The 24931-nt window shown below is 73.9% G+C and carries 4 protein-coding genes; all 4 read right to left on the reverse strand.

From position 1 onward, the window contains the following. The 4 genes from AC0NZQ_RS06715 to AC0NZQ_RS06730 all read right to left on the reverse strand — a co-directional run bounded on the left by AC0NZQ_RS06715 (position 1) and on the right by AC0NZQ_RS06730 (position 24850). A complete protein-coding gene (locus tag AC0NZQ_RS06715; RefSeq protein ID WP_474528905.1) occupies positions 1 to 7038 on the reverse strand; it encodes an SDR family oxidoreductase in 7038 nt (2345 codons plus the stop codon). Then, complete coding sequence (locus tag AC0NZQ_RS06720; protein ID WP_474528907.1) at positions 7035 to 21668, reverse strand: amino acid adenylation domain-containing protein; 14634 nt, start codon at positions 21666 to 21668, stop codon at positions 7035 to 7037. Before AC0NZQ_RS06720 ends, AC0NZQ_RS06715 begins: the two co-directional genes overlap by 4 nt. After that, positions 21665 to 23746: an alpha-ketoacid dehydrogenase subunit alpha/beta gene (locus AC0NZQ_RS06725; protein ID WP_474528908.1), complete on the reverse strand. Its 2082-nt coding sequence runs from the start codon at positions 23744 to 23746 to the stop codon at positions 21665 to 21667. The genes AC0NZQ_RS06720 and AC0NZQ_RS06725 overlap by 4 nt, the downstream gene beginning before the upstream one ends. 246 nt (positions 23747 to 23992) lie before the next feature. After that, entirely contained in the window at positions 23993 to 24850 is an 858-nt protein-coding gene (locus AC0NZQ_RS06730; RefSeq protein ID WP_474528909.1) for an AfsR/SARP family transcriptional regulator, read from the reverse strand. Positions 24851 to 24931 lie beyond the last annotated feature (81 nt).

Raw genomic sequence — 24931 nt, forward strand, 5'->3', positions numbered from 1 at the left:
TCAGGAACGGATGCGTTCCAGGGCCAGGGCGGCGTCGTCGAGGCTCAGCCGCTCGGCGCGAACGTCGTCCAGCAGGCGGGCGATCTGCTCCGCCACCGGGTCGGCGGTCGGTCCGGCCGCCGACGGCGTGCTCGGGACGGCTGCCGGTGCTGCCGCTGACGGCGTGCTCGGGGCGGCTGTCGGTGCTGTCGGTGGTGTTGGCGGGGAGTCGACCTGCTCCGCCACGTGTGCGGCGAAGGCCTCGGGAGTCGCGAACTCGTAGAGCGCGGTGGCCTTGACGTCGGTGCCGCAGGACTTGTTCACGGCGGAGACGAACTCGACACCCAGGATCGAGTCGACCCCGAGGTCGAGGAAGGTCTGGCCGGTGTCCAGCGCGTCGCGTTCGAGGTAGAGCACGTCGCAGAGCCGTCCGTAGACCCGCTCGTAGACCTGCTCGGCGACCTGCTCGGCGGCGTGTCCGTCGAGCAGGTCGCTCGGGGTTGCGGCGGTGGCCGGGATCGCTGCCGGCAGTTCGGTGGCGGCCGGAGCCGTCGCTGGGGGTGTCGGGGCCGACGGTGCGATGTCGCCCGGAGCCGTCGGTGGCGTCGGGACCGGCGATGCGGTCTCGAGGGGGTCGCGCCGCAGGGTGCGCAGCGAAACCGTTCCCGGACGGGTCACGGCGTCCTCCTGGTGTTCTTCGGGGTGGGTGGCGGAGTGGGGCAGGGCAGTGCCGGGATCGGCAGGAGAGTCATCGGGGCCGTGCTGCTGTCGCGTCCGCGCAGGGACGCGGCCGAAGTCACGGAGGTGGTGACGCGCCTGACCGGGTGGGGCCTCGTCGCGGGGTTCGTCGAGGCGCGCCAGCTGCAGGTCGTACCAGCAGCGGACCCGTTCGAAGGGGTAACCCGGCAGCGGGATCCGGCGGGCATCGGGGCCGGCGCCGCTGGCGCGGAGCCGATCGATCCGCTTGCCGTCGAGCCAGGCCGCGACCTGGTGGCGGTTCACCCCGTCCGGGACGGGAGCGGCGCGGACGGTCTCGGGATCGGTGAGTCCGGCGAGCCCGGCGAGGAGGTCGTCCAGCGTCCGGGCGCCGACGGCGACACGCTGCGCCAGATCGGCCCGGCCCACGGCGAAGGTGTACGCGATGTCGATGAGCTCCGGGGCCCGGCCGTTGTCGCGGGCTTCGAGCAGCGCGCCGTGCAGGACCCGGGCGTAGTCGGCCAGGGCGCGGTCGGAACGGGCCGACAGCAGCAGCACGACGTCGGTGTCGGTGCCGATGTCACGTGCGGCTCGGGGCGGCGCCTCCTCGACGACGAGGTGTGCGTTGGCCCCACCGGCGCCAAAGGAGCTGATACCGGCGCGCAATGGTTGGTCGGCTCGCGCCGGCGTCCAGTCCCCGACCTCCTGCTGCACCCGGAACGGCACCTCGTCGAAGTCGATCTCGGGATTGGGCGGGCTCGCGTGCAGCGACGGGACGAGGGTGCGGTGCCGCAGCTGCAACAGCACCTTGGCCAGGGCGACGATCCCGGCCGCAGACTCCAGGTGCCCGACGTTCGACTTCACCGATCCGATCGGAACACGTGCCTGCGCTCCGACACCGTCGCGGGCGAAGGCGGTGGCCAGGCCGCGGATCTCGATCGGGTCCCCGAGGGAGGTGCCGGTGCCGTGGGCCTCCACGTAGTCCAGGTCGCCGGCGCTCAGCTTCGCGTCACGCAGGGCCTTGGTGATCAGGTCGGCCTGGGCGCGGGGATTGGGGACGGTGTAGCCGTTGGTCCGTCCGCCGTGGTTGGCGGCGCTGCCCCGGATGACGCCGTGGATGTGGTCGCCGTCGCGCAGCGCGTCAGCCAGCGGCTTGAGTACCACAGCGCCGACCCCCTCGCCGGGGACGTAGCCGTCACCGCCGGCGCCGAAGCTGCGACACCGGCCATCGCTGGAGGCGAAGCGGCCCTGGCCCAGCATCAGGTACTTGTTCGGGTGGATCGAGACGTTCACCCCGCCGGCGATGGCGACGGCCGACGACCCGCTGCGCAGCGACTCCACGGCGAGATGGATCGCGGTGAGCGCGGACGAGCAGGCGGTGTCGACGGCCATGCTCGGGCCCTGGAAGTCGAAGAAGTACGACACGCGGTTCGCGATCGACCAGTAGGCGCTGTCGGTGAGCACCGGGTTGCCGCGCAGCCGCTCCTCCGCCTCGTGCAGCTGGTACTCGCCGTACATCGCGCCGACGAAGACCCCGACATCGCGGCGGCGGACCGGGTCGCTGCCGGCGCCGAGTTGCTCGGGTGCGTAGCCGGCGTCGTCCAGGGCCGACCAGCACGTCTCGAGGAACAGCCGGGCCTGGGGATCGATGATCCCGGCCTCGCGGGGGGAGATGCGGAACAGGGCGGCGTCGAAGTCCTGAACGGCGTCCAGGAAGCCGCCCCACCTGGTGTAGGTCCGGTCCGGTCGGGTCCGGTCGGTGTCGTAGAGGGCGTCGGCATCCCAGCGGTCGGCCGGGACCTCGACGATGCTGTCGCGCCCCTCGAGCAGGTTCCGCCACAGCGCGTCCAGGTCGGCCGCCTGCGGAAACCGTCCGGCGATGCCGATGATGGCGATGGCGCGAGGGTCGACGGTGCGGTCGTGCGGCGCCTCGGTTGATCCTCCCACCGGTGCTCCGTGCGGTGCTCCGTGCGGTGCTCCGTGCGGTGCTCCGTGCGGTGCTCCGTGCGGTGCTCCGTGCGGCGCATCGTCCGGTGCGCCGTCCGGTGCGCCGGTTGACGCTCCCGTCGGCGCTCCGTCTGGAGCCTCAACCGGCGCGGCTGACGGCAGCTCGGGCAGGAGGGCGGCGCAGTGCTCGGCGGCGGTCTCGAGCAGGTGGTCGGCGACCTCGCCGACCGACCGGCACTCGAAGAGCAGGGTGCGCGAGAGCGCACCGAAACGTTTCCGGAGGGCGTCGACGACCTGGATCGCGAGCAGGGAGTCGATACCCAGGTCGTCGAAGAGGAGGTCGGCTGCGACCTCGTCGGCCGGCGTGCGGGTAACCCGGGCGACGCACGCGGTCACCTCGGCCAGCACCGCGGCTCGGAGCGCGTCGGAGTCGGTGGCGGGCGGGTCGGTCGGCCCGACCGGCGGGGCGACATCCGGCGCGGCCGACAGCTGCGGGAAGCTCTGGACCAGGCGGGCGCGGTCGCCGCAGAGGACGACGGGAGACACCGTGCCGCGGGACATCGTCCCGTCGGCGAGCAGGCGCTCGAGCAGGTGCAGGCCGGTGTCGGTCGGAAGGCCGGTGCCGCCCGCTTCGGCCAGGGCTGCCTCCCCGACGGGGCCGAGCTGCATGCCGCCCTCGGCCCAGTAGGGCCAGGCAACGGCGAGGGAACGCCCCTGCCGCGTCGGGTCGGCGGCCCGCTGTCGCACGACCTCGGTCGCGGCGGCGTTGGCGTAGGCGTAGTCGGACTGGCCCGGGCTGCCGAGCGCTGCGGAGATCGACCCGAACACCACGAAGGCGTCCAGCGGCCAGTGCGCGGTCGCCGCGTCGAGGGCCCGGGTGCCGGACAGCTTCCCGCCGACGACCTCGCGCACGTCGTCCGGGTCCTTGCGCAGCACGTAGGAGTCCCGGAGCGATCCGGCCAGATGGAAGACGCCGCGGACGGGGTCGTCGTCGCGATGCAGCGTGGCCGCGGCGGCGGCGACCGCGTGATCGTCGCTCACATCGAGCGGAAGGTGCTCGACCGAGCCACCGTGCTCGGCGGCCAGGCGTTGCATGCGGCGCAGCTCCGCGTCGTAGGCGGTGCCGGCCGCGCGCCGCCCGCTCAGGACGACACGGGCGCGGTGGACGGTGAGCAGGTGCTCGGCGAGACGGAGGGCCAGGCCGCCCAGGCCGGTGATCCAGTACCGGCCACCGTCGCGCAGCACCGACGGGGCCATGCTCGGGTACGGCCGTTCGCCGAGCTGCTGCGTCGTGAGGACGCCTCTGTCGTCGACCTCCATGGCGCCCGGAGGGGCCGTCCCGGCCGCCAGCGCCGCGAGTGCGACGTCGGTGGCGGCGTGCCGGTCTGCTCCGGCGTGGAGGCCCAGCGTGGCGACGAGGACGCGAGGGTTCTCGGCGGCCACGGAGCGGGCGAGCGCGGCCAACCCGGCGCCGACGACGGCCGCCGCGGGATCGTCGGCGGGCCAGGGCAGGAGGAGGTGCAGCCCGCGCCGGGCGAGCGGCCGGAGCAGTTCGCGCAGCAGCCCGGTCACCCGGACCGCGGTCTCGACGCCCCGGTCGTCCGGTGGCGTCGTCCACACGAGGCGGACCGGTCCGGTGTCACCCGCTGCAGCGACGACCCGGGCGGCGAGAGCAGCGAGGTCGGGGCCGGCGCTGAGGTGGACGGCGGCGTCGGGGTGGGCCGGTCCGTCGATGCTCACGACCGGCGCCGCCCGGACGGGGGTGATCGGGTGGAGTTCGGCGGGCGCCGGCACGACCCTGGTGGTCGACGTGAGGACATGGGTGTCGGCGGGCAGTTCGGGGCGTGTCGCCGGCAGCGGACGCAGCGCGAGTCCGATGAGGGTCAGCAGGGGCGCCCCGTGCTCATCGACGATCCGGACGTCGTACTTGCGCACCCGGCGGCCGCTGCCGGACAGCGGCGCCTGCCGGACCTGGACCCACACCTCGTCGGGGAGCGGCGCGACCACCTGGATGTCGTCCACGGCGAACGGGATGTAGGTCTCGTCGGACCGGCCGTCGCGCGCGACGAGACCGACGACCGACTGCAGGGCGCCGTCGACGATGTACGGCGAGACACTGCGGGTCGACGCTCGCGTCGAGCGCACCCGGGCCAGCACACCGTCGGGACCGTGCCGCAGTTCGGCCAGGACGGTGAACGCCGGTCCGTAGGCGACGCCGTGCTCGGTGAAGTAGCGGTAGAGGCCCTCGGGTGGCTCCGCGTGGGGATAGCGGGTGGTGCGGTCGGCGAGGTCCAGCGGTTCGGCGCGCTCCGGTTCCCCGAGACGTACCCGGGCGGTGGCGTGGTCGGTGGACGCCCCGCCGTCCGCGGGCCGGGACGAGACCGTCACCTGGTCGCCGGCGAGGTCCGCGGTGACCAGGAGCGCGTCGACCACGCGAACCGGCTCACCGAAGACGACATCGGTCAGGCCGGTGACGCCGGGTGTCGTCGCCACGGCACGATCGAGCGCGAGCTGCAGCTGCGCGGCTGCGGGCAGGACAGGGACGCCGGCCACGACGTGGTCGGCGACGAGAGCGGATCCGGCGTCGACGCGCAGGTCGGTCGTGGGGTCGTCGGTCGTGGGGTCGTCGGTCTGGACGGGGGCGGTCCCTGGGGCGTCGCCCTCGGCCCACGGCAGCGGCCAGCGCTGCCGTGCGAAGGGGTAGCCGGGCAGGTGCGCGCGCCGTCGGCCGCACTCGGCCTCGCTGCCGGGTCCGTCGTCGGGCCAGGCTCGCGCCCCTGCCACCCAGCCGGCCACGGCGGCGTCGTCCGGGACGGAGCCGAGGCCGGCTTCGGCGTCGGCTCGCGCCCGGAGCAGGGCGGCCAGCTCGGCCGGGTCGTGCGCCGCCACGGCGAGGCGGACGCGGCGATGGCTGCGGCCGTGACGCAGGGTCTGCACCACGGCGAGGTAGTCGGTTGCCGGGTGCGCTTCGAGCCACTGCGCCAGCGCCCGGCAGTGACGACGGAGGGCGTCCTCGTCGTGGGCCGAGACGGGCACCCAGTACCGGCGGGCCTCGCCCGAGAGGATGGCCGGTGTCGTCTCCGGGGCCTGTTCCAGCACGACGTGTGCGTTCGTGCCACCGATCCCGAAGGAGCTGACCGCAGCCCGGCGGGGCCCGTCGGCCAGCGGCCAGCCGGGTGTCCCGTCGGCGATCCGTAACCCGACGGCGTCGGCGATCGCCCGGTTGGGGGTCGTGAACGGCTGCTGGGCCGGCACCGTGCCGTGCTCCAGGCAGAGGACGGCCTTGATCAGCCCGGCGATGCCGGCGGCGGTGTTCAGGTGGCCGATCGCGCCCTTCACCGAACCGACCGCGGCCGGGGCGGCGCGCTCGATGTCGCCGTACACCTCTTGCAGGGCGGCGAACTCGATCGGATCGCCCAAGGGAGTGCCGGTGCCGTGCGCCTCGATGAAACCGACCGTGGCGGGGTCGACTCGCGCGACGCTCAGCGCCTCGGCCAGCACGGCCCGTTGCCCGGCCTGCGACGGCGCGTGGAAGTCCATCTTGCGGGCGCCGTCGTTGTTGACGGCGCTGCCGCGGATGATGGCGCGGACGGGGTCGCCGTCGGCCACGGCGTCGGCCAAGCGGCGCAGGACGACCGCGGCGGTGCCGTTGCCGAAGACGGTGCCGTCGGCGTCGTCGTCGAAGGGACGGCACGCCCCGCTCGGGGAGAGGATCATCTCCGGCGCGGCCAGGTATCCCGCCTGGGGGAAGTGCAGCGAGGACGCCGCGACCAGGGCGAGGTCGCACTCGTCGTTGAGCAGGCTCTCGCTGGCCAGGTGGACGGCGACCAGTCCGCTGGAACACGCGGTCTGGACGGTCAGGCTCGGCCCGGTCAGCCCGAGCTTGAACGAGATCCGGGTCGCGGCGAAGTCCTTGTCCGATGAGCTGAACCGCACCATGCCGGCGGCGTCGAGTCCGGTGATGCCGACCCGCGGTGTGCTCGGCTGACCGACCGACACGTAGGCCGCCGTGTGCAAGCCGGTGCGGTCCGGGGCGTACCCGGCGTCCTCGAGGGCGTGCCACGAGTTCTCGAGCAGGATGCGCTGCTGGGGATCCAGCCATTCCGCGTGGACCCGGCTGTATCCGAAGAAGTCGGCATCGAAGGCGTCGGCGTCGGGGAGGGCGACGCCGACGGGCAGGAACGACGGGTGATCCTGGACGCGTGCGGGGTGCCCCATCGCGGCCAGCTCGCTGCGGCTGTGTCGGCGTACCGCACCGGTCCCGGCAGTGAGGAGGTCCCAGAGGCGCTCGGCCGAGCCGGCCTCCCCGAAACGGCAGGAGAGGCCGACCACGGCGATGGCGTCGTCGTAGCTGTCGTCGTCACCGTCGTTCTGCTCGGCGCTGCCCGTGGCAGGGCGCGGCGGTGCTGAGGTCATGGCTGGTCTCCGCTTCGCAGGGCCCGGCGCCGGGCGCCGCGGGACGATCGACCGCCCGGCGCGGACGGGCGCGGGCTCGAGGCAGGTGCGCCGGCGGGCGGGTGGTGGGACGACCCGCCGCACGCCGGGGTGCAGCGTTCCGTCAGCAGGTCGATCTGGTCGGCGAGAGTGGGGTGAGCGAACAGGTCGGTGAGTTCGAGTCGGGACGGGTAGACCTGGTCGATCCGCGCGAAGAGCCGGCCGAGCAGCAGCGAGTTGCCGCCCAGGTCGAAGAACCGACGGTCGGCGGGAACCTCGGTGAGCTCGAGCAGGTCGGCCCATGCCCGCCGTACCGCAGCGTCGATCTGGGATCGGGTATCCGCGCTCGGCGCGGGAGATGCCGGTTCGGCTGCCGGTCCGCTCGCGGCAACCATGCCGGCGATGGCGCGGCGGTCGACCTTGCCGTTGGGGGTCGTGGGCAGGTGCTGCACCGGCATCACCCGGTCGGGGAGCATCCAGTCGGCCAGGCGAGTCGCGGCGAAGTCGCGCAGCGTCCGGGCGTCCGCAACGGCCGTGCCACTCGGCGCGGTCACGACCGCGACGAGGGGGGCCGGACCGGAGTCGCGCAGGCAGACCACGGCGCGCGACACCGACGGGTGCGCCTCCAAGCAGGCCTCGATCTCGCCCAGCTCCACCCGGTGCCCGCGGATCTTCACCTGAGCGTCGGCGCGGCCGAGGAACAGCAGGCGTCCGTCGCCGTCGCGACGGACGAGGTCGCCGGTGCGGTAGTAGCGGCCACCGGCCTCGGGTGCGCCGGGATGGCGCCCGAAACGGGCCGCGGTGAGGTCGTCGGCCCGCCAGTAACCCCGGCTGACGCCGGCGCCGCCGATCCAGAGTTCACCGGCCGTCGACGACACCGCGCCGTGCTCGTCGACCAGGACGAGGTCGGTGGCCCCGATCGGTTCGCCGAGATGGACGACGTCGTCCGCACCGATCAGTGCGATGGTGGACCAGATGGTGGTCTCGGTCGGGCCGTAGACGTTCCACAGGCTGCCGGTGCGGGCAACCAGGTCGCGGGCGAGCGCGACGGGCAGCGCCTCGCCCCCACACAGCGCGGTGAGCCCTTGCCGTCCGGTCCAGCCGCCGTCGAGGAGCAGCTGCCACCCTGACGGAGTGGCCTGCATGGTCGTGATGCGGCGGTCGTCCACCAGGGTGGCGAGGCGCCGTGCGTCGACGACATCGCGACGCCGTGCCACCACGACCGTCGAGCCGTTCAGCAGGGGCAGGAACAGCTCGAGCACCGAGATGTCGAAGCAGGCGGTCGTGACGGCCAGCAGCCGGTCGTCGGGACCCGTGGCGATCCGTTCCGCGACCGCGGTGAGCGTGTGCACGACATTGCCGTGCGTGACCACGACGCCCTTCGGCGTGCCGGTGCTGCCGGACGTGAACATCACGTACGCCGGGTCCTCCGGCGTGGGCCCCGCGGCGGTGATGGCAGGGGTCGCCGGGTCCTCGCTGCCGGCGGCCCGGACGTCCAGGGTCTGCAGGGTGTCGGGCAGCAGGTGCGCCAGCGTCGGGCAGGTCACCGCGAGTTCGCAGCCGGAGGCGGCGAGCACCAGGGCGAGCCGGTCGGCCGGGTAGGACTCGTCCAGCGGCACGTACGGCCGGCCGGAGCGCATGATCGCCAGCAGCGTCGCCGGCAGCCACGCGTCCCGCTCGACGAGCACGGCGACGGGCGCGCCGGCAGGCGCGGCGGCGTCCACCCGGGCGGCGATCCGATCGGCCACGGCGTCGAGTTCGGCGTAGCTGAGTTCCCGTTCGTCGTCCTCGACGGCGACCCGGTGCGGGTTCCGCGCGATCGAGTCCGCGACCGCACCGACGAGGGTGCCTGCGGTGGGCGTGAGGAGCCCGGCGACATCGCGGGTTCCGGTGCCGAGCAGCCCGACCGTCCGCCGCATCGTCTCCACAATGCGGTCGACCGCCTCCCGGTCGAGGGCGTCGAGGCGATGATTGGCCACGATGGTGACGCCGTCGGCGGTGTCGGTGATCTCCAGGCCGAGGTCGAACTCGCCGCGCTGTCCGCGGTGGTGGGTCAGGGCGCCGAACGGCGCCGCCAGGTCGGCGGTGGCCGGATCGCGTCGCCAGTTCTGGTAGGCCAGAGTGACCCGGGGGACGGCGCTGTCCCCGCCGGCCTCTCGCACGAGATCCAGTAGCCGCGGGAAGGGCAGACGCGCGTGAGCCACGGCGCCGCGGACCTCGTCGTGGAGCTCGTGCAACCAGCCGGTCACCGGCCCCGCGGCGGGCACGTCGATACGCAGCGGGACGGTGTTGACCAGGCAGCCGATGGTGTCGTCGGACGCCGCGTCGCGGCGCAGGTCCACCGGAACGGCGACGGTGAACGTGTGGACGCCCGTGGTCCGTGTCAGGGCGGCCGAGACCAGGGCGAGCACCACGCTGAACGGGGTCACCCCGGCGGCGCTCGCCAGCTCGGCGACGCGGCGTCCGAACTCAGCCGGCAGTCGGTAGTCGTAGGCGGCCGCGCTGCCGCCGCGGTTCGTCGAGGCCGGGAAGGGTGGCTGAGCGCGCAGGCCGTCGAGGCGCTGCCGCCAGGACCGCTCGCTCGCCCCGGCGTCGTCGCTGAGCTCCGCGGCTTCGCGGGCGACGAGCACGTCCAGCGGCGTCGGCTCGGGACGCGACGGCATCGGGGCCCGTCCGACGCGTGCGGCGTAGGCGTGCCGCAGCTCCACGTCGAGCAGCTCCGCTGACCGTCCGTCGACGGCGATGTGGTGGGTCAGCACCTGCAGCAGCCGACGCTGCCCGGCCCGCCACAACACCAGCTGCAGCAGGGGACCGGCGCCGAGGTCGACGGGGGCATCGGCGCGGGCGCGGACGGCCGCGTCGAGCTCGGCCGGTTCCACCGTGCGCTCGACCAGTTCCGGAGGTGCCGCGGCGGTCAGCGCGAGCACGCCGTCCACCGGCCGGATCCGGCATTCCAGGACCGGGTGCCGGGCGACCACGTCGGCCAGTGCGGCGCGCAGCAGAGCCACGTCGACATCGGCGTCCAGCTCGCGGGTGAACGCCACGGTGTAGACCGCCGCGTCGACGGCGGACTGCTCGGCCGCCCAGTAGCCGACGAGCCGATCGGGCAGCGGGAGCGGCAAGCGCAGGCCGGTCGCAGCGGGGGTGCGGGACCCGGTCTCGACCCGGGTCGCGGTGACGGCGGGGACGGCCGTCGCGAGCACGCCGACCAGGCGCTCGCGGTAATCCCGCAGTAAGGCGTCGGCAAGCTCGTCGAGCGTGGCGCTGTCGAGCAGGAGGGCGGTGGGCAGGTGGGCCAGATCGTCCTCGAGCAGCCGGCCCAGCCGCATCATCGCCAGGGATTCGACGCCCAGGTCGGTCAGATTCCGCAGCGGATCGATCTCGTCGACGGGGAGGCCGATGGCCAGTGCCAGTCGGCCGGTGAGATAGGCGACGAGGGCCGCCTTCGGGTCGTCGTCACGCGACGGGACGGCCGCCTCCGCTTCCGCCGCTTCCGCGCTCTCCGACCCGAGCGAGCCGGCGGGGGCAGCGACGTCGGCACCGCCGAGGTCGTCGGTGGTCGGGATGCCCACACTCGCGCCGAACCGCTGCTGGTCCCCGGCGACGAGCGCGACCTGCGAGTCGGGACCGCCCAACCAGGGCAGGGCGTGCGCGGCCAACGATCGGGTCGACGCGGGGACGAGCCCGTGCGTGCGGCGCAGGTGCTCGACGACCACGCTGGGCGGCGCCATGCCTGCGTCGGCGACCAGCGGCAGGGCCACTGACAGCGTGGCGCCTCGCCGGTCCCCGGCGTGTACCCAGCCGGCGCGGGCCAGGGCGAACCCGTCGAGGAAACCGTTGGCGAAGGCGTAGTCGGACTGTCCTTCGTTGCCGACCACGGTGGCAAGCGACCCGACGAGCACGAAAGAGTCCAACTCGTGGTCGGCGAAGGCGGCGTCGACCGAGGCGGCGACGAGGACCTTGGCCCGGCAGACCTCGGCGATGTCGGCCGCGGTCTTGCAGCGTAGGAACCCGTCGCGCAGGACACCGGTGCAGACGATCACCGACCGGACCTGGTCGGTGCCGAACTCGGCCGCCAGGGTCGCCATGGCGATCGGGTCGGTGGCGTCGCACTGCCGGTAGTCGATGCCGTCGATGCCCCGCAGCTCGGCGAGGTCGGGGTTCGCGCTCCGTCCGGTGAGGACGATCTGAGCCTGCGGGCAGGCTGCGCGCAGCAGGCGCGCGAGCTGCCGACCCAACCCGCCGGCTCCGCCGATGAGCAGGTACGTGCCGTCGGCACGCCATCGTGCGGCAGTGCCCGGCGAGCCGGCCGGCACGAGTACCCGTCGTTGCCGGCGTCCGAGCGAGAGATCGAACCAGTCCACGCCGCCCGACCCGGTGGCGGCCGAACCGGCCGACCGGGCTTCCGCCAGCGTGGCCCGGGCGGCTGCCACCGGGTCCGACTCGCGCCAGGCGGGGTCGAGACCGACCAGGCGCAGGCGCAGGCGTCCGGTCTCGGCCTGCACGGTGCGCAGCAGGCTGTGCGCGGCCGGCAGCAGGGTGACGGCGTCCGCGGGAAGGGCGACGGTGACGTGCGTGCCGTCCAGCTGCCGGGTGCGCACGAGTCGCCGCAGCAGGTCGAACAGCACGGAGGCGGCGCCGTCGCGGAACCGAGTCCACTCCGCCTCGACGTCACCCGGGGTACCCGGCACGACGCCGAACCAGTGACCGGCAGGACCGCCGGTGAGGTCGACGAGAATGGTCGCGGGGACGCCGTGCGCCCGGACGAGGCGGGTCATGTCACCCGTCCCGCCGTCGCCGTCGCCGTCCGGGTCGGCGGCACCCGCCAAGACCTCGTCGAGACCGAGCTGCACGTCGGCCTCGGGATGCGCTCCACCGACAGTCCAGAGCGGGCCGGGCCGGGCCGCGAGCGCCGGGGCCGGCTCCCATCGCGGCAGGTAGGCCACGATCGGATCGTCGGTCGCGGACGTCGAGCAGGCCCGCGGCACAACGGCCGCGGCCTCCGTCTTCGGCGGCCGGGCATCCGGAAGCCGGCCGAGGGTGATCCGGAAGCCGTCCAGCTCGGCGAGCACGACACCATCGGTGTCCACGACGACGATGTCGAAGACCAGCGGACTGACGCCACGACGGACATGTGCGATCACGGGGGCGGAGCCCGAGACCGGGCCCGACAGTGCGAGCCGCGCTATGCCCACCGGCCGCGGACGTCCCCGACCGGCGGTGCCGTCCTGCAGCGCGAGCCAGGCCGCAGCCTGGCAGGCACCGTCGAGCAGGGACGGGTGCAGGACGTGCCGGCCGTCGGGGTCGTCGTCGGTGTGGAGCTCGGCGGTGAGTTCGTCGTCGCTGGCGCCGACGGCGCGCACGGTGCGGTAGAGCCGACCGTGATCCAGGCCGTGGTCGCGGAAGGCCCGGTAGAACGCATCGATCTCGACTGGATTGCATTGCAGCCGGCGGCGGAGTTCCCGGATCCGGTACCGGGTGTCGACCAGGGCGGTGTCGGCGCCGCGGCGCGGGTAGGCCCGGGCGGTGGCCACCGGGTCGGTCCCGCCGGCGTCCACGACGATCCGCCTCGCGCCGTCGCCGTCGGGCGCGGCGAGCTCGGCAGTCACCGTCAGCGGCAGTCCGGTGCCCGGGGCCGGCCAGACGAGGTCGCGCAGATCATGGGTGTACGGGGACACGTCCGCGACCGACAAGGCCTCGAGGAGGATCTCGGTGCTCACCGCTGCGGGCAGGACGGCGGACCCGTCGACCACATGCTCGGCCAGCCAGCGTGATCCGGCTCCGAAGGTCGCCGCGGCGGTGCGGACCGCGTCGACCGAGACCGACCGGATCAGCGGCAACCGGGCAGTGCGGTGTCCGTCGAGCGGCGTGGGCGGGGCGGGGAGACCGACATGGCGTCCGGCTGCCGGGGTGGGGGGCAGGTTGACCCGCCGGCCGGTGGTCGGTACGTCCGGGACGGTGCCGTCGGCCAGCCACCGGCGCAGCTCGAGCGGGTCGTCGTCGGCGGCGACGGTGACGAGGGCGGGATGGGCTCGTCCGGCGGCCAGGGCGTCCAGCGCAGCGACGGTGCCGGCGCGGTCGTCGGCGACGATCGCCGCGCGGGCCGGGAAGTTCCGGCGGCCCGTGGTGAGGGTGTAGGCGACGTCCGACGGGGCAGCTTCGGCGGTGTAGGCCGTCTCGCCGGCGGCACCGGAGAGGACCGGCGCCAACCGCTCGGCGAGCAGCCGCAGCCGCGCCTCGTCCGGGGCCGAGAGCGGCACGACCACGGACCCTGCAGTGTCGGACGGCCGGGGTGCGATGCCGGGCGAGGGCAGGTACTGCTCGACCACGACGGTGGCGTTGGCCCCGCCCGCGCCGAAGGAGTTCACGACCGCGCACCGCGGCTGGGGTTCGCCGTCCCTGTCCTGCCGTTCGCGCCACGCGACGGCCTCGCGCTGGACGACCGCGCCGAGCCCGGCCAGGTCGAGGTCCGGGTTGAGGTGCTCGGCGTGCAACGAGGCTGCCAGGGTTCGGTGGCGCAGCTGCAGCAGCACCTTGGTCAGGCCTGCCACCCCCGCGGCGGCCTCACCGTGACCGATGTTGGTCTTGACCGACCCCAGCCGCAGCGGTGCGGTGCGGTCCCGACCGGCGAGGGCCAGCGCCAACCCGCGCAGCTCGACCGGATCGCCGAGGGCGGTGCCTGTTCCGTGCGCCTCGACGTAGTCGATACGGGACGGGTCGACACCGGATCGCCGCAGCGTCGAGGCGACGACCGCGGCCTGGGCGTTCGGGTTGGGCACGGTGTAACCGCCCGTGCCGCCGCCGTGGTTGATGCCCGTGCCCCGGATCACCGCATGGATGGTGTCGCCGTCGGCCTCGGCCGCAGCCAGGGTCTTCAGCACCAGCACGCCGACGCCCTCGCCGGGGACGAAGCCGTCGGCGTCGGCGCCGAAGGTGCGGGTCCGGTCGCCGCGGGAGGGCATTCCCAAGGCGCAGAGCCCGGCGAAGCGGTCCGGGTGCAGGTAGAGGTTCACGCCGCCGGCCAGGGCGATGTCGGCGTCGTCGGCCTGCAACGCTCGGCAGGCGAGGTGGAGTGCGGTCAGCGAGGACGAGCACATCGTGTCGACGGTGAGGCTGGGACCGGCGAGGTCCAGGGCATGCGAGACGCGGTTGGCCACCGAGGCCGCGGCGCTCACGGCGTACTCGGGGTTGTCGGCTCCGGCGAGCCGGGCGTCGTGCTGGGCCAGCAGCGCGCTGGTCGAGGTGACGCCGGCGAAGACGCCCACGCGCAGGCCGGTCCTGCCCGACAGCTGGTCTCGTGAGTACCCCGCGAATTCGACCGCGTCGTGGGAGGTCTGCAGGAACAGCCGCTCCTGCGGGTCCATCGCTGTCGCGTCGTGGCGGGTGATGCGGAACAGCTCGGCGTCGAAGTCGTGGACGTCGTCGAGGAAGCAGCCCCAGCGTGCGTAGCCGCCGTCGCGGGTGCGCGCCGCGCGCCAGTCCCAGCGCTCCGCGGGGACCTCGGTCGCGGCGTGCCGGCCGTCGCGCAGCAGGCGCCAGAAACTGTCCAGGTCGGACGCGCCGGGGTACCGGCCGGCCAGGCCGATGACCGCGACGGGTGCGTCGATCGCGGTCCGCGTCGGGGTGACTGTCCGCTCGCGCACCACGACGGGCTGCGGTGAGGTCGACACCGTTGGCGCGGGTGCTGCGGCTGCGGGTGCAGGTGAGGATGGCGCCGGCGAGGCGGATGCGGGCGGGGCAGGTGCGGGCGGGGCGGGTGCCGGGGCCGACAACGACCTGGCCAGCGCGTCGATCGTGCGGTGCTCGAAGAGGGCGGTGCGTGACAGGGTGCCGAACTCCGCGCTCACCGCGCGGGTGAGTTCCAGGTTGAGCAACGAGTCGACACCGAGCTCCTGCCAGGCGACGTCCGTGGGGATGGCGGCCGCTGCCGACGCGGCGGTGATGTCGCGGACGAGCTCTCGCAGCCGCTCGACGATGCGCGGATCGGGATGTCCCGGTGACGGGGATTGTGGTGCCGGTAGATCCCGGACTGCGGGCCGGCACGTCAACACGGCCAGTGCGCCCGGGCCCCGCGTCGACTCCCGGACAGCCGGTGGCGCCCAGCCGGCGTCGGTGAAGAGCGCGCGCCAGCGCGGGACGTCGAGCAGCGGCCCGTCGGGCTGCCGGCGCGCCGGGTCGGTGGCCCGCCACCAGCCGTCGGTGAGGCCGAAGGTGAGCGTGTACACCGCAGCCGGGCTGGTCATCTCGACGAGGACGAGGGCGGCGTCCTCGTGCAGGAGCGCGGCGACATGGTCCAGCGTCGCGACGAGGTCGGCGGTGGCGTGCAGCACGTTGCTGGCCACCACGATGTCGAACCCGGTGCCGGTGAGGTCCTGCTCGTCGGGGTGCTGCTCGATGTCGAGGACGGCGGTGCGCACCCGGCCGGCGAACCGCCGCCCGGTCCGGCGCAGGAAGGCCGGCGACACGTCCGTGATCAGGTAGTCGACGTCGTCGATGCCACGGCGGTCCAGCTCGTCGAGCACCGCGCCGGTGGTGGCCCCGACCCCGGCGCCGATCTCCAGGATGCGCACCGTCGTGTCGCCCCGGGCGATCCGCTCGGCGGCCAGCTGCCCCACCTGCTCGGCAGCGCGGGCGTTGGCCGGTTCGAAGAGCCGATTGCCGCTGTAGACGGCGGCGACCGCCTCCAGGGACCCGTCCGGGAAGAGGACGTCGGTGGCCTGCGCGTCGCCCTCGAGCAGGTCGGGATAGGCGGCGAGGGCGCGGTCGAGCAGCTCCAGGTGGCCAAGCAGATCCGGCGCCGCTGCCAGCAGCTCGGCGCGGCTGCGGCGCAGGTCGTCGGCCGACGGCGGGTCCACCACCCCGGCGAGCATCGGCAGCATCGCGCCGGTCAACCGCCGGTGCCGCGGATGCACGGGTCGAGAGGCGAGGAACGCCGCCGCGTCGGCGTGGTGGCCGGCAGCGGTGTCGGCGCGCCACGACGCCATACGTGCGGCGAGAGCGTCCCGGGCGTACTGCTCGAGCCGGTGTGCCGCCGCCTCGCTCTCCGGAGCCCCGGCGACGGCGGGCTCGGAGAGCTCGTCCAGCAGGCGCGGTGTTCCGCTGACGACGACCGCCTGCACCTGCGCCGCGGTCAGGCCGTCGTCGTAGGCGGCCAGGCCGTCCGAGGCGGAGAAGGCAGTGATGCCCGGGTACTGCCGGTGCACGTGCGTGCCGTAGCGCCGGGCGAGGCCCACGCCGTCCCACAGGCCCCAGTCGAAGACCCGCACCCGCCGGCCTGCGGCGTGCAGTGCCTCGGCGTAGTGATCGAGGAAGGAGTTCGCCGCAGCGTAGGCGAACCCGCCGACGCTGCCGAAGAGTCCGGCCACCGACGAGAAGAGCACGAGGGTCGGGGCGTCCGGGCCGTCGGTCGCTTTCCGCAACGCGACGGCGCCGCGGACCTTGCCGGCCACGAGGGCCTCGACCTCGGCCTCGCCGAGGGTGCCGAGCAGACCGTCGACGGTCGAACCCACCGTCAGCACGACGGTGTCAGGGGCGCCGAACTCGCGACGACAGGTCTCGAGAACGTGCTCGATCGAGCCGGGTTCGTCGAGGTCGGCGACCACGTAGCGAACCCGTGCGCCCAGCGCACGGAGGTCGCTGCACAGCTCGTCCACGGCCGAATCCGGACGCCGTCGACCGGCGAGCAGCAAGGAGGTGCCGCCGTCGCGTGCGAGGTGCCGGGCCAGCTCCGCGCCGATCCCTCCGGCGCCGCCGATGATCACGTGGCATCCCCCGACCCGGGGCTCCGACGTGGTCTCGGGCGCGAGGTCGTCCGCCTGTCGCCGGCCGCCCTGCTCGAACACCTCACGGTGCACGACGCCGTTGCGGACCGATACCCGCGCCACCGTCTCGGCGCCCTCGACGGCGAGGGCAAGGGCCAAGTCGCCGGAGGAGTCGTGGTCGCCGTCGCAGAGCCGGTCCGGGGCCAGGTCGACGGCGGCGACACGCAGGCCGGGCAGCTCGCGAGGCAGGCTCCGGACCGCGCCGAGCAGCAGGCCCTGCAGCGCCGCACCGGGCGTGACCACGCCGTCGGCGGATGCGCTGCCGGTGGTGACGAGCAGCACCTCGTAACCGCCGTGGTCGTGTCGCGCCGCCAGGGCTTGGCCCAGGGCCAGCACCGCAGCGACCCAGCCACGGGCGGCGGTCAGACCCTCCTCGTCGTCGTCCCATCGGCCGCCGGGGACGACCAGCACGACGGGCACGACGGGCACGACGCCGTCGCCGGACGGGCGTGCCCCCCGGCCGAGGGCGTCGAGTGCCTCGTCGAGGCGACCCCGCAGCGCCGGTGCGTCGCCGATGTCGATCAGCCGCGACTCCCGGCCGCCGGTTCGACCGGCGAGGGCGCGGCTCTCCCGGTCGTGCAGCACCACGCAGGGTCGCTCTGCCCGGCCCTGTGCCGACGGCATCGTCACCGGTCGCCAGGACGGGGTGAGAACTCGGACCGCGTCGGGTGCCGAGGAGACGGGTGCCGAGGAGTCGGGTGCCGAGGAGTCGGGTGCCGAGGAGTCGGGTGCCGAAGAGACGGGTGCCGAAGAGACGGGTGCCGAAGAGACGGGTGCCGCAGCAACCCGTGCCGCAGCGACCCGTTCCGCAGCGTCGGTGGCGGGCCGGACCCCGGGCGTCGAGGTCATCAGCTCGACCCCGCGGGCCCGCAGCACGAGGCTCCCGGCGGTCGCCGAGGAGACGTCGATGTCGACGACCAGCCTGCCGGTGGTGCGTTGCCGCGCTCGGGCGTGGATCCGGGCCGAATCGGGCACCGTGCCGCTCCAGGCAAGTTCGGCGATGCGCGCGCAGACATGTCCGCGCGACTCGTCGAGCAGGCCGCAGGCCGCCTGCAGGCAGGCGTCCAGCCAGGCCGTCCGCTGGGTGCGGTGGTCCCCGTCGGGGGCACGCACTCCGGCACGCAGGGTGTCGCCGGAGCGGCTGGCGTCGTGCAGGACGCGGTACGCCGGTCCCACCTCGATGCCGTTGCCCACGATGACGGCGTCGATGTCGATGTCGGTGCCGGCGGAGTCCTGCGGCGCGGTCAGCGGCTCGTCGGAGCGCAGCTCGAGTGGTCGGGCCGACGCCGGCACCGCCCCGTCGGTGTCGACGAGGTCGATCCGGCCTGACGCGTCGACCCGCCGGACGACCTGCAGCCCGTGATCGGTGGAGACCGGCGTGCGGAAACGCAGGTCGCCCAGCTCGATCGCCCCGCCGGTGGCGGCCAGGGCTTCGACGAGGGCGGCGGCGGGGGCCACCCGACGTCCGCCGACACGGTGGTCGAGCAGCACGTGGCCGGCCGGGAGCCCGGCAGCATCGGCGTCGGAATCGGTAGGTCGATCGGGCGCCGCGTCAGGCAGCCAGTACCGCTGCCGGTCGAACGGATAGCCGACCAGTGGGACGCGCCGAGGTCGAGCGGAGGTCGTCCACAGCTTCGTCCACGCGGCCTCACCGCCGGCCAGCCACGCGCTCACGGTCGGATCGTCGATCTCCGGTGCGATCGGAGCGCCGGCGGCCAGGGCACGCAGACCGGCGACCAGCGCACCCCGGTCCCCGGCGACGACCACGGCACGCTCGGCGAGCGAACGTCGCCCGGACTGCAGCGTCCACGCGATCGCAGCAAGGCTCGTCCGCGCCACGGCATCGACGTGGTCGGCCAGCTCGCCCGCGAGTCGTCGCAGGGCGCTTGGGCCGGCTGCGGAGAGTGGGAAGACGCGGGCGCCGGGGTCGGATCGCTCGACCGCCACTGGCTCCGTGGGGGCCTGCTCGAGTACCACGTGCGCGTTGCTGCCGCCGAAGCCGAAGGCACTCACCGCGGCGCGACGCGGCTGGCCGTCGGTCGGCCAGTCCCGGGTGCGCTCGCTGATCGACACCGGGGTCCCGGCGGGGTCCAGGGCAGGGTTCAGAGTGGCGAGGCCAGCCGTGCCGGGGATGCGACCGTGACGCAGCACCTGCACGGTCTTGATGAGCCCGGCCAGGCCCGCAGCTCCCTCGAGGTGCCCGATGTTGGCCTTGGCCGATCCGATCCAGAGCCGACCCCGCGGTCCGGCTGCCGACCGCGCACCGGCCAGCACCTCGGTGATGGCCGCCAGCTCGATCGGATCACCCAGCGGGGTACCGGTGCCGTGCGCTTCGAGGAACCCCAGTTCGGATGCGTCCAGGCCGGCGCGGTCCAGGGCAGTTCGGATCAGGGCGCTCTGCGCGACCGGGTTCGGGGCAGTGAGCGAGGCGGCGCGTCCGCCGTGATTGAGCGATGTTGCGCGAATGACGGCCAGGATCGGGTCGTCGCCCGCGTTGGCGTCCGCCAGGCGGCGCAGCACGACCCAGCCTGCCCCCTCGCCACGGACGAAACCGTCGGCGGCGGCGTCGAAGACCAGGCTGTGCCCGGCCTCGGAGGTCATGCCGGCGGAGGCGAAAGCGGCGTCGTTGAAGTCGTTGCTGAGCAGGTTTGCCGCGCCGACGAGGGCGAGGTCGCAGTCGCCACGGGCGAGCGCGGCCTCAGCGAGGGCGAGCGCGGTCAACGCTCCGGAGCAGGCTGTGTCGACGGTGATGCTCGGCCCGGTGAAGTTGTAGTGGTGCGACACGCGGTTGGCCAGGAAGGCAGGGAACGTCCCAACTGTCGCGTACCCGTCCGGCTTCCCGTGACGGACGACCTGCTCGCGGTAGTCGTAACTGCATGCGGCCACGAAGACGCCGGTGTTGCTCGCGTCGAGGGCATCGGGGTCCAGCCCGGCATGCTCGAGCGCGTGCCAGCTCAGCTCCAGCAGCAGCCGCTGCTGCGGGTCCATCGCGCTCGCCTGGCGGGCGGTGATCCCGAAGAACGGGGCGTCGAACTCGTCGATGCGGGGTAGCAAGGCTGCTCGGGAGGTCGCCGCGGTCGGACGTCCGGTGCGGTGCGGTGCCGGGCGATCGATGTGCTGCTCGACGCGCTCCAGCACCTGCCAGAACTCTTCGACGTCAGCAGCGCCGGGGAATCGGCACGACATCCCGATGATCGCCGTCGCGCCGGTCGGGCCGGCCGGAGCTTCCGGTGCCTCACCGGACGTGTCGTGGCAGACCGCGGCCGGGTCCCGGACATCGAGCACGTGCTCGGCGATGGCATGGACGGTGGGGTGACGCCAGAGCATGGTCACCGGCACCGGCGCGTGGAAGTCGGTGGCGACCCGCCGCGCCAGCGTGACGGCACGGGCCGAGTCGAAACCCTGCTCGCCGAGCGGCTGGGCGGGGTCGACGGCGTGCCCCGCGATCTCCTCGGCAAGCCGATGCAGCCCGGCCCGCACCGCGCCCTCGTCGCGCGCCGAGGTCGGGCGGCCCACCTCGGCAGGGGCCGACTGCGGCGACGCCGACTCTGGCAACGCCGACTGCAGCGACGCCGTCACAGCGGCGAGGTAAGCAGCGGCGTCGACACCGTTGGCGACGGTGTGGTCGAAGACGAGGACGAGGTTGCGGACCCCGGCAGCGGTGGGCGCGCCGACGAAGAGGGTGGCGACGGACGGGGGGACGACGACCGGCGTCGCGAGTACCGGGCCGTCCTCGCCGAGGTAGGAGACGATCAGCGTGACGCGTTCGTCGGCGCCGCCCGCGCCGGCCAGAGCCCGTTCGAGGGCCCCAGCGTAGGCGGCGTCGAAGCCGGCCGCATCCAGTGTGTCCGCGGCACGGACGACCCCGACGGTGAGGTCCCGGGCCTCCGTGGTGCAGGCGAAACCGAGGTCGAGGTGCCGGTAGGTGCGAACTCGCTCGGTGTCGACACGGCGGCTGCGGGTCCAGTCCAGGCCGGTCGACGCGAGGGCGGCGTGGTGGGCGATCGCGGCCGGCACTGTCGCGATGCCGGCGACGGCCGCGGCGTGGGCGGCCACCGCGGCGGCGACCGTCGACTCGGCGACCTCGACGGCGATCATGGCCGGGACGGCCGCCCCCGCCGCACCGAGCATGCTGCGGTTGAGCGACTGCTGGCGGAGGCTCTGCGTGTCGTCGCGGTGATCGGCGTCGGCGGTGGTGTCGGATTCGGCGGCGGTGTCGGATTCGGCTGTGGTGTCGGTGTCGGCTGTGGTGTCGGCCGCGGGGCCGTCCCCGCCGGTGCTCCCGTCATCGAGTCGCCGACCGGCGAGCCAGGCGTCCAGGTCGGCCGGGGCCAGGAACGATCCCCGCGCCGGAATGCGGTCGAAGACCGCGGGGTCGATGCCCAGCGTGCGCGCCCGGGCTCGGGTTGCGGGCGGGACCCGGCGTGGCGCGGGCGGGGGAGGCGTACGCCAGTCGGCTGACTCGGCTGACTCGGCTGACTCGGCTGACTCGGCTGACTCGGCTGCGTCGGCTGACTCGGCTGACTCGGCTGCACCGGCATCGACTGCGGTGCCGATCCTCGCGATCACAGTGCCGATCGGGACGCGCTGGTCCTCGGCCACGAGCCACTCGGTCAGGACACCGGCGACGGGGGACTCGATCTCGACGACTGCCTTGTCGTGCTCGACCTCGTAGAGCACCTCGTCCTTGGCAACCGTGTCGCCGGGTTCCTTGCACAGGGCGACGACGCGGGCCGTCGTGATGCCCTCGCCGAAGCGGGGCAGCACGATCTCGGTGCCGGTGGCGCTCATGCGAGCACGCTCCGCACGGCCGCGACCACGTCGTCGACATCGGGGAGCACGGCCGACTCGAGGTCGGGGTGGAAGGGGACGTGGACGTCGTCGCGACTGACGAGTCGAGGTGGGGCCAGCAGCGAGTAGAAGTCGTCGTCGCCGCAGAGCAGCTGGGCGACCAGCCCGCCACCGAAGCTGCTGGTGCGAGCATCCTCCTGCACGACCACGAGCCGACCCGTACGCCGCAGCGACTCGCGCACCGCGTCCAGGTGCAACGGGACGAGCCAGCGCAGGTCGAGGATCTCGATGTCGGCGCCCTCGTCGGCGAGCCGATCGGCCGCGTGGTGGGCCAGCTCGACGCCATTGCCCCAGGTCACCACCGTGACGGCGGAACCCCTCCGGACGATCCGTGCCCCGAGCGTGCTCGCCGCGCGGTCACCGCCGGCGGGGGCGACGGGCTGCGAGGGGTGCTCGACCCGCATCAGGTGTTTGGGCAGCAGGATGAGGGTGGGGTCCTCGGCGGCCAGGGAGTCACGGAAGGCTGCCAGCGTGTCGGCCGGCGTCGAGGGGACCACGACGCGCAGGCCGGGCAGATGGGTGAAGAGGCTCTCGTTGCTCTGGCTGTGCCAGGGACCGCCGCCGGGCAGGTACCCGCCCCATGGCGCGTAGATGACGAGCGGGCAGCGCCACCGGGAGACGCTGCGCCAGCGGAGGGTGCCGACGTGGGTGCTCAGCTGGTTCCAGGCAGGGCCGGCGAAGTCGATGAACTGCAGCTCCACCACCGGGCGCATTCCGGTCGCGGCGAGTCCGACGGCGGCGCCGACGATGGTCGCCTCGGCCAGCGGGGAGTTCAGCACCCGCTCGGGCGCGACGGCCCCCAGGCCCTTCGTGAAGCCGAAGACGCCGCCCTTGGGGTCCTCGATGTCCTCGCCGAAGACGATCAGGCGCGGGTCGTGGCGAAGTCCCTCGGCGAGACCGTGGTTCACCGCCGCCACGATCGTCGTCGGCGGGGCGTCCGGCTCGTCGATCCGCTCGGGCAGGACCACCGGTGTCGCGGCGAAGAGATGCTCACCAACCCGGCCGGTGTCGGCCACCGGCTCGTCGGCAACCTCTTCGTAGACGCGTTCGATGTCGGTGGCCAGTCGCCGGGTGGTGTCGGCGAGCCACCGGTCGTCGATGACGCCCTCGTCCTGCAGTCGCCGGGCGAATGCGGCGACCGGGTCGTGCATCGCCGCGATCTCCGAGCTCGGCCGGTAGCGGCGATGGTCGTCGGAGGAGGTGTGGGAGTCGAGCCGGTCGCAGACGCACCACAGGACGGTCGGCCCCCCGCCGCTCCGGGCCCGGACGACGGCGCGTTCGGTGGCCGAGTGCACCTCGTCGGGATCGGCTCCGTCGACCAGGGTGGTGATCTCGTCGGGCAGCATGCCGAGCTGCCAGGTGGAGTTGTGCTCGGTGGGGCTGCTGACGCCATAGCCATTGTCCGAGACCAGGAAGACTGTCGGCAGCCGGTGCTCGCGGGCGAAGGCGAGCGCTTCGAGGAATTCGCCCTGTCGGGTCGATGCCTCGCCCACTGAGCAGAGCGTGACCGAGTCCTCGCCCCGCAGCGCCGACGACCAGGCCGCCCCCACCGCCGGCAGGCACTGGCTGGCCGTGGGGCTGGCCAGCGACAGCACGTGTCCGTCCGGATGGGAGAAGTGCGAGCTCATCGCACGCCCGGCCGAGTGCGACTCGGCCTTGCCCATGAGGTCGCGGGCCTGGGCGACGACGTCCATGCCCCGGGCGAGCAGCAGGGCACGGTCCCGGTAGTGCGGGGCCAGCAGATCGTCCGGGCGCAGCGGCAGCACCGCCGCGGCCAAGGCCTCGTGGCCGGCCGAGGAGATGTGGAACCACGCCTTGCCTTGGCGCAGCATGATGCCCGAGCGGCGGTCGCACTCGCGCGAGGTCATCATCACCTCGAGCAGTGCCCGGCGTCGGTCGTCGGGGATCCGCCCGCCGGACCGCAGGATCCGGGACCGTGCCGCGCGCGGCACGACTGCGTCCGGAGCAGTTGCCTCGCGCGAGGGTGAGGTGTCGTGCGGTGCTGCGGCGTGCACCACGGAGCTCTCCCTCGATCGGTCGGTAGTCGTCTGCGGTCCGACGACACGTGCAGTCACGCGACACGTGGAATCAATGCTCCGGCGCGAGCACCGTGGCGCGCATCGGTCGTGGGGCGGCTCTTGCCGCGGGGCGGCCTCCCTCTTTCGGGGGAGGTGACGGCGCGGCCGGGGCGTCGGAGGGGCAGACTCTTCATCCGTGCGGGGGAGGTGACCCGTGGACGTCCCCCTCCGCGGGGATGACGTCGGTCAGCCGGTCGCGCCCAGGGCGAGGGTCGGGGCGTCCTTGACGGCGCACCCGTCGAGGATTGCGCGGTGAAGCTGCTGCAGCGCGTGGCCCGGCTCGAGGCCGAGGCGTCCGACCAGGACGGCGCGCAGCCGCTGATAGGTGAGGAGGGCCTCACCGCGGCGGCCGGAGCTGCGCAGTGCCTCCATGAGCTGGAGGTGGAGAGCCTCGTGCGTGGGGTGCTCGTTGGTGAGGACCGTCAGCAGCGAGATGACCTCGCGGTGCCGGCCGAGGGCCAGTTGCGCGGCGACGTGCTCCTCGGCAGCGCAGAGGCGTGCCTCGTCCAGCCGTCGGGCCTCCATGGTGAGGACCTCCCCGCACTGGACGTCGGCGAAGGCCGGACCGCGCCACACCGCCAGCGCGCTGCCGAGCAGGCGGGAACCGCCGTGTGCGTCGCGTTCGGCGATCGCGCGGTAGCCGGCGCCGGCGGCCTGCTCGAACTGGCGGGCGTCGACCGCGCCGGCCCCGGTGAACAACCGGTACCCGCCCGGCAGGGTCGCGAGGACCTCTTTGGGGCCACGGTGGTCGCCGAGTCGCGAGAGCACGTCGGCGATGTGCTCCCGCAGGTGCAGCACGTGGGTCTGCAGGGTGTTGCGGGCGCTGTGCGGCAACTCGTCGCCCCAGAGCTCCCGGTAGAGCGTGGCGACCGGCACGGTCTCGTCGGCATGGGCGCTGAGGGTGGCGAGCACCTGCCGCGGCTTCGGGGCCGTGGGCACCAACGACTCGCCCCCCAGGCTCACCTTGAACGTCCCGAGCACCTCGATGTCGATCCCGTGCGTCGTGCCCGGTTCCTCGCGGACGAGTGTGCCGTTCGGTGCCATGTCGGTGATCCCCCCAGGTGTCTCACTCGGCAAACGAGACAAAAGATACCGGGCGGTCGGTTTGCAGGTCTAGACCTTAGC

This window comes from Jatrophihabitans sp. sgz311053, assembly GCF_056135305.1.